The sequence below is a fragment of the Streptomyces sp. NPDC090442 genome (assembly GCF_044769405.1).
Lineage (GTDB): Bacteria > Actinomycetota > Actinomycetes > Streptomycetales > Streptomycetaceae > Streptomyces.
On record NZ_JBIVXW010000001.1, the window covers coordinates 41702 to 54682 of the forward strand.

13 protein-coding genes are annotated in these 12981 nt (G+C 69.7%); 11 read left to right on the forward strand and 2 right to left on the reverse strand.

Features of this window, described 5'->3' with window-relative positions; genetic code table 11:
* Positions 1-223 precede the first annotated feature (223 nt).
* From ACIQU6_RS00180 to ACIQU6_RS00195, 4 genes are all read left to right on the forward strand, one after another.
* Complete coding sequence (locus ACIQU6_RS00180) at positions 224-565, forward strand: plasmid mobilization relaxosome protein MobC (protein ID WP_403479354.1); 342 nt, start codon at positions 224-226, stop codon at positions 563-565.
* Positions 562-2277, forward strand: a complete 1716-nt coding sequence (locus tag ACIQU6_RS00185; protein WP_403479355.1) for a relaxase/mobilization nuclease domain-containing protein — start codon at positions 562-564, stop codon at positions 2275-2277. The genes ACIQU6_RS00180 and ACIQU6_RS00185 overlap by 4 nt, the downstream gene beginning before the upstream one ends.
* A gap of 198 nt (positions 2278-2475) precedes the next feature.
* Positions 2476-4086: a restriction endonuclease fold toxin-2 domain-containing protein gene (locus ACIQU6_RS00190; RefSeq protein ID WP_403479356.1), complete on the forward strand. Its 1611-nt coding sequence runs from the start codon at positions 2476-2478 to the stop codon at positions 4084-4086.
* Positions 4087-4100: 14 nt separating this feature from the next.
* A complete protein-coding gene (locus tag ACIQU6_RS00195; protein ID WP_403479357.1) occupies positions 4101-4553 on the forward strand; it encodes a hypothetical protein in 453 nt (150 codons plus the stop codon).
* 69 nt (positions 4554-4622) lie between these two features.
* On the opposite strand, the gene ACIQU6_RS00200 is transcribed toward ACIQU6_RS00195, so the two are convergent.
* Together ACIQU6_RS00200 and ACIQU6_RS00205 are read right to left on the reverse strand one after the other, a co-directional pair.
* Positions 4623-5180: a flavoprotein gene (locus ACIQU6_RS00200; protein ID WP_403479358.1), complete on the reverse strand. Its 558-nt coding sequence runs from the start codon at positions 5178-5180 to the stop codon at positions 4623-4625.
* Positions 5177-6448, reverse strand: coding sequence for a helix-turn-helix domain-containing protein (locus ACIQU6_RS00205; protein WP_403479359.1), 1272 nt, complete (start codon positions 6446-6448; stop codon positions 5177-5179). Before ACIQU6_RS00205 ends, ACIQU6_RS00200 begins: the two co-directional genes overlap by 4 nt.
* A gap of 175 nt (positions 6449-6623) precedes the next feature.
* On the opposite strand from ACIQU6_RS00205, the gene ACIQU6_RS00210 reads away from it, so the two are divergent.
* The 7 genes from ACIQU6_RS00210 to ACIQU6_RS00240 all read left to right on the forward strand — a co-directional run bounded on the left by ACIQU6_RS00210 (position 6624) and on the right by ACIQU6_RS00240 (position 12893).
* On the forward strand, positions 6624-7061 hold the full coding sequence (locus ACIQU6_RS00210; RefSeq protein ID WP_403479360.1) for an ATP-binding protein: 438 nt from the start codon (positions 6624-6626) through the stop codon (positions 7059-7061).
* A complete protein-coding gene (locus ACIQU6_RS00215; RefSeq protein ID WP_403479361.1) occupies positions 7058-8386 on the forward strand; it encodes a UDP-N-acetylglucosamine 1-carboxyvinyltransferase in 1329 nt (442 codons plus the stop codon). Before ACIQU6_RS00210 ends, ACIQU6_RS00215 begins: the two co-directional genes overlap by 4 nt.
* The gene (locus tag ACIQU6_RS00220; protein ID WP_403479362.1) at positions 8383-9606 is read left to right on the forward strand and encodes a metallophosphoesterase; all 1224 of its coding nucleotides are present in this window, start codon (positions 8383-8385) and stop codon (positions 9604-9606) included. Before ACIQU6_RS00215 ends, ACIQU6_RS00220 begins: the two co-directional genes overlap by 4 nt.
* Positions 9603-10142 carry a dCTP deaminase gene (gene dcd, locus ACIQU6_RS00225; RefSeq protein WP_403479363.1) on the forward strand — a complete coding sequence of 180 codons (540 nt, stop codon included), beginning with the start codon at positions 9603-9605 and terminating at the stop codon, positions 10140-10142. Before ACIQU6_RS00220 ends, dcd begins: the two co-directional genes overlap by 4 nt.
* Positions 10139-10675: a dCTP deaminase domain-containing protein gene (locus tag ACIQU6_RS00230; RefSeq protein WP_403479364.1), complete on the forward strand. Its 537-nt coding sequence runs from the start codon at positions 10139-10141 to the stop codon at positions 10673-10675. Before dcd ends, ACIQU6_RS00230 begins: the two co-directional genes overlap by 4 nt.
* A gap of 112 nt (positions 10676-10787) precedes the next feature.
* Positions 10788-11768 (forward strand): glycosyltransferase family 4 protein, encoded by a 981-nt coding sequence (locus tag ACIQU6_RS00235; RefSeq protein ID WP_403479365.1) that lies wholly within the window; start codon positions 10788-10790, stop codon positions 11766-11768.
* A gap of 81 nt (positions 11769-11849) precedes the next feature.
* Positions 11850-12893, forward strand: coding sequence for a serine hydrolase domain-containing protein (locus ACIQU6_RS00240; RefSeq protein ID WP_403479366.1), 1044 nt, complete (start codon positions 11850-11852; stop codon positions 12891-12893).
* Positions 12894-12981: the final 88 nt, after the last annotated feature.

Genomic DNA, 12981 nt, shown 5'->3' on the forward strand with positions numbered 1-12981 from the left:
CCAAGCCTCAGGCGGAGCAAGTTGTACCGGGAGCAATGCTCCCGGAGTTCCCGCCCCAGGGGTGGCGGGAGCGGCCCGGCGCCAGGGGGCACCGCACCGGCAAGCTGCGGCCGAGGGCGGACCGCAGCCTGGAGGGGAACGGCAGGCCGTGGCCCTCTCGCCGAAGCGTCAGCGCGCCCGTCAGCCGAAGCCGCTCAAACGTCTGCACCAGCCCAGCTGCCGCATGAACGAACCCGAGTACGCGCGCTTCACCGCCGCAGCCGCCCACTGCAAGATGACCAACGCCGCCTTCCTCGCCTACGCCGTCGACAAGGCCGCCCGCGACCTGACCCGCACCGCAGCCGAGATCGCCACCGAACGGGGAGTCATCGACGAGCTCTTCGCCGCCCGCCGACACCTCGGCCGCATCCACGGCCTCTTCAACCAGGTCGCCAAAGTCCTCAACTCCGGCGCCGACGCACCCCACCTCGACGCCATCGCACAGGCGGTCCATGACGCGGCCCGCCGCACCGAGGACGCCGTCGACGCCCTCCTCGCCCACCGCGACGGCGGCGTGTCGGCGTGATCCCCAGCATCCACAAGCGCGGCAGCAAGACGGGCGGCCTGATCCGCTACCTCTACGGCCCTGGCACCCACGAGGAGCACATCGACCCGCACCTGGTCGCCGCTTTCGACCCGCTCGCCCCTGACCCCGGCCGCGGCCCCAGCACCACCTACGAGCAGCTGCAGCGCCTGCTCGACCAGCCCGTCAACGCCCTGCCTAAGAACCGTCGTCCCGACAAGCACGTCTGGCACATCTCCGTACGGGCCAGCCCCGAAGACCCGATCCTGTCCGACGAGGACTGGGCCGCCATCGCCCGCCGCACGGTCGCCGCCACCGGCATCGCACCGGAAGGCGACGACACCGCGTGCCGGTGGGCGGCGGTGCGCCACGCCGACGACCACATCCACATCATCGCCACCCTCGTCCGCGACGACGGCCGACGGCCCCGGCTGCACAACGAAGCCCGCCGCGCCCAGGCCGAGGCCCGCCGCATCGAGGCCGACTACGACCTGCGCCGGGTCACACCGGGCGACGGCACCGCCGCCAAGCGCGCCACCAGCGCCGAGCGGCACAAGGCCGAACGTCGCGGTCAGGACGCCACCTCACGGGATCTCCTGTGTGAACGCGTCCATCGAGCGCTGGCCGGGGCCAGGGACGAGACCGAGTTCTTCGACCGGCTCGCCGCCGAAGGCGTCCGCATCAAGAAGCGGATCGCGCCCTCCGGCGATGTACTCGGCTACTCGGTCGCCGTGGTCGGCGACCGCAACAAAGTCAACGAACCCGTCTGGTTCTCCGGCTCCAAACTCGCCCCGGACCTGTCCCTGCCCAGGATCCGAAGGCGATTCGCGGCCACGGCGGACATGCCCGAGCCTCCCGCAGCCTTGGAACGCAACGCAGCCTCGGCCCCGGCCCGCGCCCGCCGCTTCGCCGCCGAAGCCACCGACTCCGCCCTGGCATCGATGGCGTCCGACGACGACAGTGCGGCAGCGGCCCAGCTGATCGGGGTGGGAGAGGTCCTCGATGCCCTCGCCCAGACCTCAATCGGCCCCACCAAAGCCGAACTACGAGAAGCAGCCAGGCACTTCGAACGCGCCACCCGCTCTCACATTCGCGCCCGGAACGAGGAGATGTATGCCCTGCGCCGCGCGGCGAACCAGATCGTCCACTCCGGGCCGGCCTTCGGTCGCGGCCAGGACGGTGCCGCCACCGCCCTGGTCCTCGACGTCATGGTCCTGGCCGTCATCGCCGCTGCCCGCTGGCACGCCGCACGCAACCACGCCCAACAAGCGGAAGCCGCACAACGCGCCGCCGACCACCTACGCACCGCCTACCAGACAACCACCGCAGGCCCGTTGGCCGCCATGCGCGCCCACGGACAACGCCTCCCCACCCCGGTACGGCAGCGGCAGGCGCACACGGTCCGTACCGCCCTACCCCACCCCGCCGACCGCCTCCAGGCCGAGCCAGGCTGGCACGCCCTGACCGCCGTACTCGACCAAGCCGAACGCGCCGGCCACCACACCACCACCCTCCTGGCCAAAGCCGCCGCCCAACGCGAACTCGACAGCGCCGACTCGATCAGCGACGTCCTCGTCTGGCGGCTACAACACCTCGGCTACATCGCCCCGCCAGCCTCGACGCCTCAGTCGCAGCGCCCCAGGAGTGACGCCACTCCGATCCCCACAACACCTGTCGTTGCCCCCCAAGTGGCGAACCGGCCACGACGGCGTTGATCACGACCGAGGAAAGGGATCCAAGAAGGAGGGGGGGCAAAGGCTGGCACAGAGAGCGCTACGGCCCCGATCAGCCACGGCACCGCAACGGCAGCTTTCACGCCCTCCGTTGTCTGGTTCCAGTCCCTCTACCTTGGTCAGCGATCTCTGTGCGGTAGAACGGGGGCCGTTGTCATGTTGCCGGCTAGGGGGACGGGATTGGGCGGCTTCGAGGTTGACACCGGCCAGATGATCAAGGCGTCCATGGCAATGATGGACGTCATGCGAGGCGTCCGAGACACTGCGATCGCCCTTGCGAGCGAGTTGCAGGACCAGCAAGGTATGGCCGGCGACGATGACGCCGGCCGGGCGTTCGCCACGGTGTACAAGTCAGCGGCTGCGGCCACGCTCGACCAGATCGGCTTCGGGTCCTACATCATGGGGGCGACCGGCGCGGGCATCATGCAGTCCGCCCGTGAGTACATGGCCACCGAGAGCCAGGTCAGTGCCGAACTTCTCGGCAAGCAGGAAGACCTGTCCGCCAACATGGGGGATCCGGCGGCAGACTGCTCATCCCGTTTCATCGGGCTGGGGCGGGAGTTGCCCGAAGTTGTCGGTGACACCGCCTGGTACGACCAGTACGCCCCGGGAGGCGGCGACCGCTACCGCGGCTCCGCGCAGAAGGCGCGGGACGTCGCCGGCTCTTGGCGGCATGCCGGCAAACTCCTGGAGCGGTTCTACGGTGAGGCCCAGGTCTGTGCCTCCACGGCCCGTCATCACCACACCGGAGTCGCTTCCGACACGTTCCAGGACTACTTCAAACGCTGCGTCGGCAACGGCACCCCGCCGTCGCAGGCACATCCGGACGAGCCTCTGATGGCCAACCTCGTCGGCGCATGCGTGCAGCTCGCCAATGCCTGCGACAACTACGCGGACCACATCGAAACGGCACTGGCTGCGATCGATGCTCACAAGGCCGACTTCTTCCGGCTCGACCTGCCGTGGGAGCAACCCATGCTGGGCGGCAACGGATTCGACGGCGGCCTTTCCGAGGCGGTGCTCGGCGACCCACGGATCCATCAACTCGGCGACATCGCGCACAGCCTCGATTCCTCGCAGGCAAGAGTTCGGCTGCCCGGTGGAGACACCGCGCCCCGTCCGCCACTGCTACCGGGTGGGGGCATTCGCGTGCCGGTCCCGATCATGCTCGCCTCGACAGCGCCGGCGCTGGCCCTCATGGGGCAGGCCGTCGATCCAGGTCTCCCTCACAGCGATCCGCTGCCGCCCAACCACCCCAATCTGCTCTCTCCGGCCGACCAGGCTGCCTTCCGCGCCTGGAGGAACTCGCTGCCGGCTCACGGCTTCGCGGGCGGAGGAGACGCCAGCAAGCCGGAGAACGCCTACCAGAGAAGGGTGGCCGGTTACCCCGAGCGAGAAGTGCCGCTCCCTCCCGGAGCCCCGGGAGCGTCCAAACGCGGACTGAGCATCGACGGCCTGCGGCCTGCCGACGGCTATGCCGTGGAGGCCAAGTACGTACGGGAGCCCGGATGCCGCAACACCTTCCGGCGCCTTAGCGAAGTGGACAAGACCCTTGGTACGCCGGTCCAGTTCAAACAGGACGGGGCGACGGTCAAGTTCGACCCGCGCCGGGACGGCATGTTCCCGGCGGACGAACGGGAACTCATGCGCTACCACGCGGCCATGTCGGATCCGCGCAACTCCCGGATCAAGGGGTTCGAGATCATCACCAACGACAAGGAAGGCTCCGCGTACTGGCAGAGCATGATGGCCATGACCGGCGTAAAAGGCACCACACGCTACGAGCCCTGAGACTACGGACACCCATGACTGACAACGAAGACCGCGCGACCTTCCTCTTCTACCCTCCGGTCGACAACGCGAACTCCTGGCACATGACCTTCGAAGGCTTCGAAGCGGCCCTCAAACGGCAGTTTCCGGATGCCGCCACCCAGTTGATCCCCACCATGTTCCGAGGGGGAAGCTACCTGGACTTCGAGGTGGCCGTGGGGCCGGAAGCCGATGTCCAGGGCATGGCCACCATCCCCGTGGAGGAGTGCGGCTGCGTCACGCTCATCGGAGTCTCCCCGGGAGAAGCGGCCCCCTTCGCGAAATGGCTGCGCGACGAGTTCAGCCCATCCCCCGAACTCATCCGGTTCAGCAGCGAGGGAGCCATGGAAATCGGCGACGAGGCCCACTGGGAGCTGCCGGTTTCAGGAGATGAGGAAGAGATCGCGGAGGATCTCCGAGCGCACATCGCCTACGTCGACAGCGTCTGAGGCAGCGGAGACGCGAACATCGCCGCGCGGGCTAGTGGCTGACAAGCCGCCCCGAGCGCGGCGCCCTGATCACGCGTGGGCTGAGGCATGGGGCGCGAGCAGCTCCAGCGCCTCCTCCCACTGGAAGCGGTCGGCCCCACCGCCGGCTTTCGGCCGATGAGGCTCGTACCCACCGACCAGGACGCCCATCCCGCGCAGCCGGTCCAGACTCTGCCGGTACGCGGGGTGGGCTGCCTGGGCCGAGTTCAGGTACGGCAGAACCGCGGTGGGGATGCCGAAGCCGTACGCCTCGCACAGAATGCCCAGGGCCAGGGTGTCGGAGATCCCGGCGGCCCACTTGTTGATCGTGTTGAACGTGGCCGGGGCCACCGCGATGGCGTCGGCGGGCGGCAGGGGTCGGGGGTCGCCGGGTGAGCGCCAGGCCGAGCGGATGGGGTAGCCCGTCTGTGCCTCGATCGCCGTCGTGTCTATGAAGCCGAGGCCCTGTGGAGTGGCGATGACCCCCACGTCCCAGTTCTCCTCCTGTGCGGCCGTGATCAGCTTGCCGACGTCGCCGGCGATTCCGGACGCGCACACGACGACGTACAGGAACGGCTTCTTGGTCTGCTGGTCAGGCTGATCGCTCACGCGGGGACTCCCAGTCGACGGCTGAAGTGATGCAGTTCCGGCAGGCTACGACGGCGGTCGCGGGCTGCCATATCGGCGACCAGTCCCCGGACGGCCGGGCGGCGGATGTCCTGTGCCGCGCAGCTCTCGGCGATGCGCAATGCCTGGTAGCCATCGGCGAGGCGGCCCTGCTGGCTGTAGGCGCGGGCGGCCTCGACCCACAGGGCGGCACGGCGCTCGGGCACGGGGATGTGACGGCGCATGAGGGGGCGGGCGGTCTGCAGGGCGATTCCCGCGTCACCGAAGGCGACGGCGGCGCTGACCCCGTGCAGGGCGACGTTGGTCGGGCTGAAGTTGGCCCAGGCGTCGGGGCGGTCGAGCGCGACGTAGCGGGCGACTTCCTTCGCCTCGGTGAGGAAGTCCTGGGTGGCGGAGCGGTCGTCACCGGTGCTGGCGGCGGTCACGCCGCGCAGGAGCAGCAGGCCGAGCGCGGCGAGGTATTTCGGGGAGCGCTGGTCGTACGCGCCCGTGAGCTGGTCGGCGGTGTGCCGGACGAGGGTGACGGCCTGGGCGGTGTGGCCGTCACGGGCGAGGACGTGGGCGTGTACCCGGACACTGGACGCAAGGACGACCGGGTCGCCGGAGCGCTCGGCCTCGGCCATGGCCCTGCCGACCGCGAGCCATGCGTTGCCGTGATCGCCCTGCTTGAGCAGCAGGCTCGCCGAGGTCTGGTAGGCCGTGGCCAACAGTCCGGACAGGTCGGTCGAGCCGGGGGTATCGCCGACGGCTTGCCGTAGCTGCCCGATCAGTTTGGGCAGCGTGCGCTCCAGCTGCGTGTAGTGGCAGGTGCAGAAGAGGCGTCGTGCGGCTGCGACGTGCTCTCGCATCTCCGGCAGCCCAGGTACGGGATCCGTGAGCGCAGGGCTCGGGCCGGGGAGAAGGGACTGGATCAGATCCTGGTGCGCGCCGACGGGAGTGGCCGGGGCCGCAAGCGCGGCGACGCCCGCAGCGAGGAAGGTACGGCGGTGCATGTCTGTTGTCTCTGGGTCGGGTGGAGTGGCATCCGGGGCGGCGGCGAGGCCGAGGTGGTGGGGCGGGATGGCCAGCACCCGCGCGACCTCGCGCAGCATGTGGAGGTCCTGGACGCCTCTGCCGGCTTCCAGGCGGCTCACTTTGGACTGGTGGTACCCCAGTGCGGTAGCGACGTCCTTCTGCGAGCGCCGCTGTAACACGCGTGCCTGACGGATCACTTCGCCGATCCGTCTCGCTTCGCTCTGCGCTTCGGCCATCTGTGCCACGGCTCCTCCTGCCGCCGCCGATCCTGCCAGCTCAACCGAGCGTAGGGGAGGGGTACTTGGAGGGGATGCAGCTCGTGCATAAGTGATGCGGCCCCCGCACACGGACTGGTTCCGCCTGCTCCTGGAGCGGTTGCGTGGAGCAGCCGACCCCTCCAGGAGGCCGCTCATGGAAATGCACGACGTCCGCTTTTCCGTCTCCGGGACACCCGCTGCCGCGGCGTCCGCGCGGCGTCGGCTCGTCGCCGCGATGCGCGACTGGGGCCTGCCGGCCGACAGCGATGTACTGCACGTCGCTGAGCTGATGGCCGGTGAGCTGCTCTCGAACGCCGTGCGGCACGCAGGTCCCGGCGCAGCCACCGTGACCGCCCGCTGTGACGGCAACGCCATTCGGGTCGAGGTCAGCGACAGCAGTCGTGATCTTCCTCGGCCCCGATCGCCCAGTCAGGACGACGAACACGGCCGGGGCCTGTCCATCGTCGCGGCCCTGGCCGACCGGTACGGCACCGAACCGACCGCGTCCGGCAAGCGGTGCTGGGCGGACGTCCGCCTGCAAGAAGCCTCAAGTCCCCCATTCGCACTGCCAGTTCCGCTTCCGAGGAGATGACCGTGACAACCGCTCGGACACCAGCCATTACCTCCGAGGTGATCGCCATCCGTCCCGGCGCGCCGCTTTCCGGGACCGTGACCGTCGACGGCTCGAAGAACGCCGCACTGCCGCTCCTCGCTGCGGCAGCCGCCCTGCGCCGACCTGTCCAGCTGTCCAACGTCCCCGCCAACGACGACGTCCAGGCCATGCTCACGCTGCTCCAGCACACGGGCCACAACATCACCCGTCCCGTAGGCCGACCGAACACAGTCCTGGTCCTGCCGCGCGACGGTGTGCACGTGGCTCCGGGTTTCCACGAAACCGCTGCCCGTATCCGTGCTTCGTACTACCTGGTTCCGGCTCTCCTCGCCGTTCACGGGCGGGCCGTGCTGCCGTGGCCGGGCGGCTGCCCGATCGGCGACCGCGGGATGGAGCAGCACTTCAGGGTGTACGAGGCGTTCGGCGACCGCACGCTCGTCAACGACCACGGCTACAGCGTCGAGGCCGGTGAGAGCCGCACCGGCTCGGTATCCGTGATGCTGCCGTTCCGCTCCCGCGGCGCGAGCATCGCGGCAGTACTGCGCGCCGTCGTCGCCGGGCGACCACTGCGGCTGGGGCAGCCCAACCTCTCGCCCGAAGTCCTCAGCGTCCTGCAAGCGCTCCAGGTGACCGGTTGGGAGGCACGGGCCGACGACCGTGTTCTCTCCTTGACTCCGCCCGCCTCCGCCGCACAGGAGCCGGTGACCTGGGCGGTCCCCGGAGACAAGGTGGAGGCAGGCACCTTGGCCTGTGCCATCGCCGCCACCCGCGGAAGCGGCCGCATCGAGGGCGTACGCAGCAAGGACGTGGCACCGATGGTGGCCGCATTGCGCTGGCTCGGCGTTCCGGTCGACGCCCAGCAGGACGCTCTCGTCGTCCGTGCTGAGGGAACCCGCCCCACACATCAGCCCCTGCGAGCCATCGCCTCGCTCTCCCCCGGCGGGCTCGACGCCGACTTCGAACCAGCCTTGATGGCCCTGACATTGGGAATGCCTGGCACCCACCTCTTCGCCGACGCGATCAACCCTGGGCGTCACGGCAACCTGATCCCCCAACTCGCCCGCCTCGGCGCCGACATCCGCGAGACCTCCCCCACGCAGTGCCGCCTGACCGGGCCGCAGCAGCTGACCGGGACCGGAGTGGAGGCCACCGACATCCGTACCGGCTCGGCCCTGCTCATCGCCGGCCTCACCGCCCGCGGCGTCACGACCCTCGGCGGCCTCGAACAGCTCCGCCGAGGCCACGCCGACCTTCCCACCAAGCTGCTCGCACTCGGCGCCGACATCTGCGAGGTCACCCCGTGACCGGTCCCCGCGCGCTGCAACGGATCGCCGCCACCACCGACGTCCACTCCTCGTTCGACAACGCCCTGCCGATGCTGACCCACCTGCACGCCATCCGGCGGGAGACGCTGATCGTCGACTGCGGCGACTTCTTCGAAGGCAGCGGCTACTACCGACTCGGCCACGGCCGTATCGAAACCGCGATCCTCCAGGGCCTCTACGACGTGATCGCCCCCGGGAACCACGGATGGATCCACCATTTCGAACCCCCGATCCGGGACATCACCGTGTGCGCCAACGCCGTAGACACCGCTACCGGCGAACCGCTCTTCCGCCGCCTGCACACCGCCCGCGTCGGCAACCGACGCGTCGCCATCACCGCGGTCATCGGCGAGCAGGCGTTCCACTCCGTCCCCGTCGACCAGCGAGCTGGGCACCGGGTCACGGCACCGGCCCAGGCCCTGCGCGAAGTGACGCTGGCGCACCACCACGAGGTCGACTCCTGGGTCGTGTTGAGCCACTCCGGCTTCGACGAAGATCTCAAGCTGGCCGCCGCCTGCCCCTTCCTCGACGTGATCTTCGCCGGGCACTGCCACAGCGACAGGTACGGCCCTCTCCAGGTGGGCGAGGCCCTCGTTCTAAAGGGCCGCGAACTCGGCGCCGGCTACGCCCTCGCCGAACCGTCCCCCGCGGGATGGACGGCACGCACCGCCCGCTTCCCCGACACGACCGGCACGGCAGCGCTACCGCCCCAACTCGCCTCCATCCACGACCGGATCGAGGACCTCAGAGATCGCCTGGCCCTGCCGATCGGCGCCATCGCCGAGCCGTACCGAGGCCAGGTCCTCGACCGCCGGCTTCTCCTCTCCACCCTCGTCAGCCGACTCCACACCGCCCTCGGCGCCGAAGCCGTCATCCTCAACGAGACCGCCCTGCGCCACAGCCAGCTCGGCGACGCCCTCACCTTCGGCGACCTGCTCACCATCGAGCCCTTCAACAACCAGCTCGTCCACGCCCGCGTCCCCGAAGCTCTGCGCGACAGCCCTGACGCACTGCTGGCCCACCTCACCAAGAGCGCCGGCCCCTTGGTCACCGAACCAGCACCGCTGCCACCGCATCTGCCGACCGTGCTGACCACCGACTACCTCGCCGAGGGCTATCTGGACGGCCGCACCCACCAAGCCGGCCTCCGCCTCCGCCAGGCCCTCCAGCGGATCCTGACCGAAGGACCTCACCGATGATCCTCACCGGCCCCGAAATCACCGCAGCCGCGGCCGACGGCCGCCTGCGCATCGCTCCCTTCGACGCCACACAAGTCAACCCCAACAGCTACAACGTCCGCCTCGGCCCGACCCTGCTCACCTACACCACCCCACTCCTCGACGCCCACCAGCCCAACCCGACCCACCAGTTCGAGATCGGCGACGACGGCTACGTCCTCAAGCCGGGCCAGCTCTACCTCGGCCACACCGTCGAACAGGTCGGCTCCGACACCTTCGTCCCCCTCCTCTTCGGCCGCTCCTCCGTCGGCCGCCTCGGCCTCTTCGTCGAAATCACCGCCCCCATCGGCGACATCGGCTTCCATGGCCAGTGGACCCTGATGCTCTCCCCCATCCGCCCCCTACGCGTCTACGCCGGCATGAAGATCGGCCAGGTCATGTTCTTCGTCGCCGTCGGCCCGATCGCCTCCTACGCGGGCAAGTACCAGACGTCCACGGGCCCCAGGCCCTCCGCCTACTGGCAGGACCTCGCCCCGCTGGAAGCGGTGGCGCCGTGATCCTCACCGGCCCTGCCATCGCCGCCGCCCACGCCGCGGGCGAAATCACCATCGACCCGTATGACGCCGGCCATCTCTCTCCCAACGCCTACGACTGGCGCCTCGGCGCCAACCTGCGCGTCTGCGACGGAGACCTCGACGCCGCCACCCCGACCTCGTCCACCGAAATCACCATCCCCCGCACGGGGTTCGTCCTGGAACCCGGAGCGCTCTACCTCGGCGTCACCCACGAGAAGACCGGCTCGGAGACCTACGCACAGCTCCTCAACGGCGACCGCACCACCGGCGCCCTCGGCATCTGGGTCCACGTCTCCGCCCCGCTCGGCCACCAAGGCCACGCCATCCGCTGGACCTTGGAGATCCGTGCCGCCAGACCCGTGCGGGTCTACCCGGGCATGACCTTCGGCAAGCTCGTCTTCCTCCAACCCCTCGGCGCCACATCCAGCTACCAACAGCACGGCCTCAAGTACCGGGCCAGCCAGGGCATCGAAGCCTCCCGCCTCTACGAGGAAGCCCCAGGAGGCCGACCATGAAACCAGGGTCGCCACGCTCCTCGACCTCCCGTTCCCCAGTCCCGGCGGCAGCGTCGAACTCTTCCTCGACCTCTACACCGGCCCCCAACCCCTCATCCCCGCACGGGCCTTCATGCTCGCCCCCACCAGCCCCAACCCCAGCCTGCCCGCCGGGCTCAACCTCCTGCCGGTCGTCGGCAAGTGCCTCGAAGGCCCGGCCTTCCACCGCTACGTAGCAGCCCTCCAACGGGCCCTGACCGAGTCAATTCCCCCCGACCACACCGACGTTCTCCACCTCCAACACCTCACCTTCGGCGGCACCCCCGCGCTGATCAGAGCCCTGCCCGAACACCCACGGATCGCCCTCGTCCACGGCACCGACCTGCTGTTCGCAGAAACCCACCACGACCAGCACAAAGTCCTGACCGAATCCGTGCGGCTCGCCGACGCCATCGTCGTGCCGACACCGGCCATGGCCGACCGGCTCCTGCGCATCGCCCCCACCGCCGACCGCACGAAGATCGTCCACATTCCCTGGGGCATTCCAGACCGACTCCTGGCCCACCCGCCGCATGGATCAACCCGCCCGCCCGGCAGTCCCTTCCGGCTGCTCTACGCCGGGCGGCTCACGCCGGAGAAGGGCGCCGAGAACATGCTGCTGGCCCTAACTGCCATCCCCGGCGTCGAGCTGAGCATCGCTGCCCCGCAAGGCCAGTTCCGCACCCTCACCCGCGCCGTACGGCAGTCCGGCGTCAAGATCCGGTACCTCGGCTGGCTCCGTCGCCCACAACTGTGGAGAACGTTCACCGAGCACGACCTCCTCGTCGTGCCCTCCACCACCCTCGAAGCCATGGGCCTGGTCGCCCTCGAAGCCCAAGCCTGCGGCCTGCCCGTGCTCTACCAGCCCGTCCCCGGCCTGGCCGACACGCTCGCCGCCTCCGGCACCGCGACGGACTTCACCCGCCCCGCAGCCGTCGCCCGAGACGTCGACCGCCTCCGTACGACCCCCGGGCTGCTGGCCGCCTTGCGCCATGCCGGGCGAAGCAACGCCGCCCGCTACCCGCTCAGCGCCACCGCCAAGGCCCTGACCGAACTCGGCCATCGGATCAGTTGACCACTCGTCACATTCCTGGGTCGGGCCTGACTGCCTCACTACGCTGACGGGCGGGCCCGCACCGCGACATCGGAGATGTTCATGGAAGACAGCACCGACCAGATCAAGCAGCTCGTGGTGGACGGCGTCCGCGACAAGGTCTATCCCGGCGCGGTCTGGGCCATCGGCAACGCCACAGGCACCACGGCCGCAGGCACCGCCGGCGTCCTCGACCCCACCGCGCCGAACATCCCCATGCAACCGGACACGGTCTTCGACGTCGCCAGCCTGACCAAAATCCTGGCCGTCTGGTCCACGATCGGCGCCCTCTGGGAAGACGGCTCCCTCCCCCTCGACAACCTCCTCGGCACCTTCTGGCCCGAGGTCACCGGCCACCCCCTCGGCCAGGTCACCGCCCGCCAACTACTCACCCACACCGCAGGCGTACCGCTGCGAGCCCGACTGAAGAACCTCTACGGCACCGACCCGGCGGCCGTTCGCGCTGGAGTCCTCCACGAAGCCCTGCACAGGCCGCCCGGCGAGGCCGTCGAGTACACCGACCGGGCCGCCCTCATCCTCGGCTACCTCGCCGAACACCTCTCCGGCCAAAACCTCGGCCAACTCGCCCACACCCGCATCTGGCAGCCCCTGGGCATGCCCCACACCCGCTTCGGCCCGCTGCCCTCCGAACTGGCCGCCCGCTGCGCCCCGACCGAGCTCGACGAAGACGCCGGCCGCCATCTCAAGGGCACCGCCCACGACTTCTCCGCCCGCCTCCTCGGCGGCGTCTGCGGCATCGCCGGCACCTTCTCCGTCCTCGACGACCTCGCCCGCTTCCTGCGCTACATGCTCGACCCCACAACCGCCCCCACAACACCGGGATTCGGACCGACCTGGATCGAGGAATCGCTCAGAGTCCAGACCGGAACCCTGGAGCCCATCCGCGGCCTCTTCTGGCACCCGGCCCCCGGCACCGCCCCCGCCGACCGCACGTACGTGCACTACGGCTTCACCGGCACCGGCATGTGGATCTCCCCCAAACGGGGAACCTGGGCCGTCCTGCTGACGAACAAGCTCTACTACACCCGCGACCGCGAGCCGTTGACCCGGATCCGCAACGCCTTCCGAAGCCTGGTCTTCAGTTGAAGAAGCTGGGCGATCCGAACCCGCCCCATGTATGAGGGAGCCACAGCCCCCGCCACCAAATGCCGCGGCTCAGCAGCTGCTGCACCAC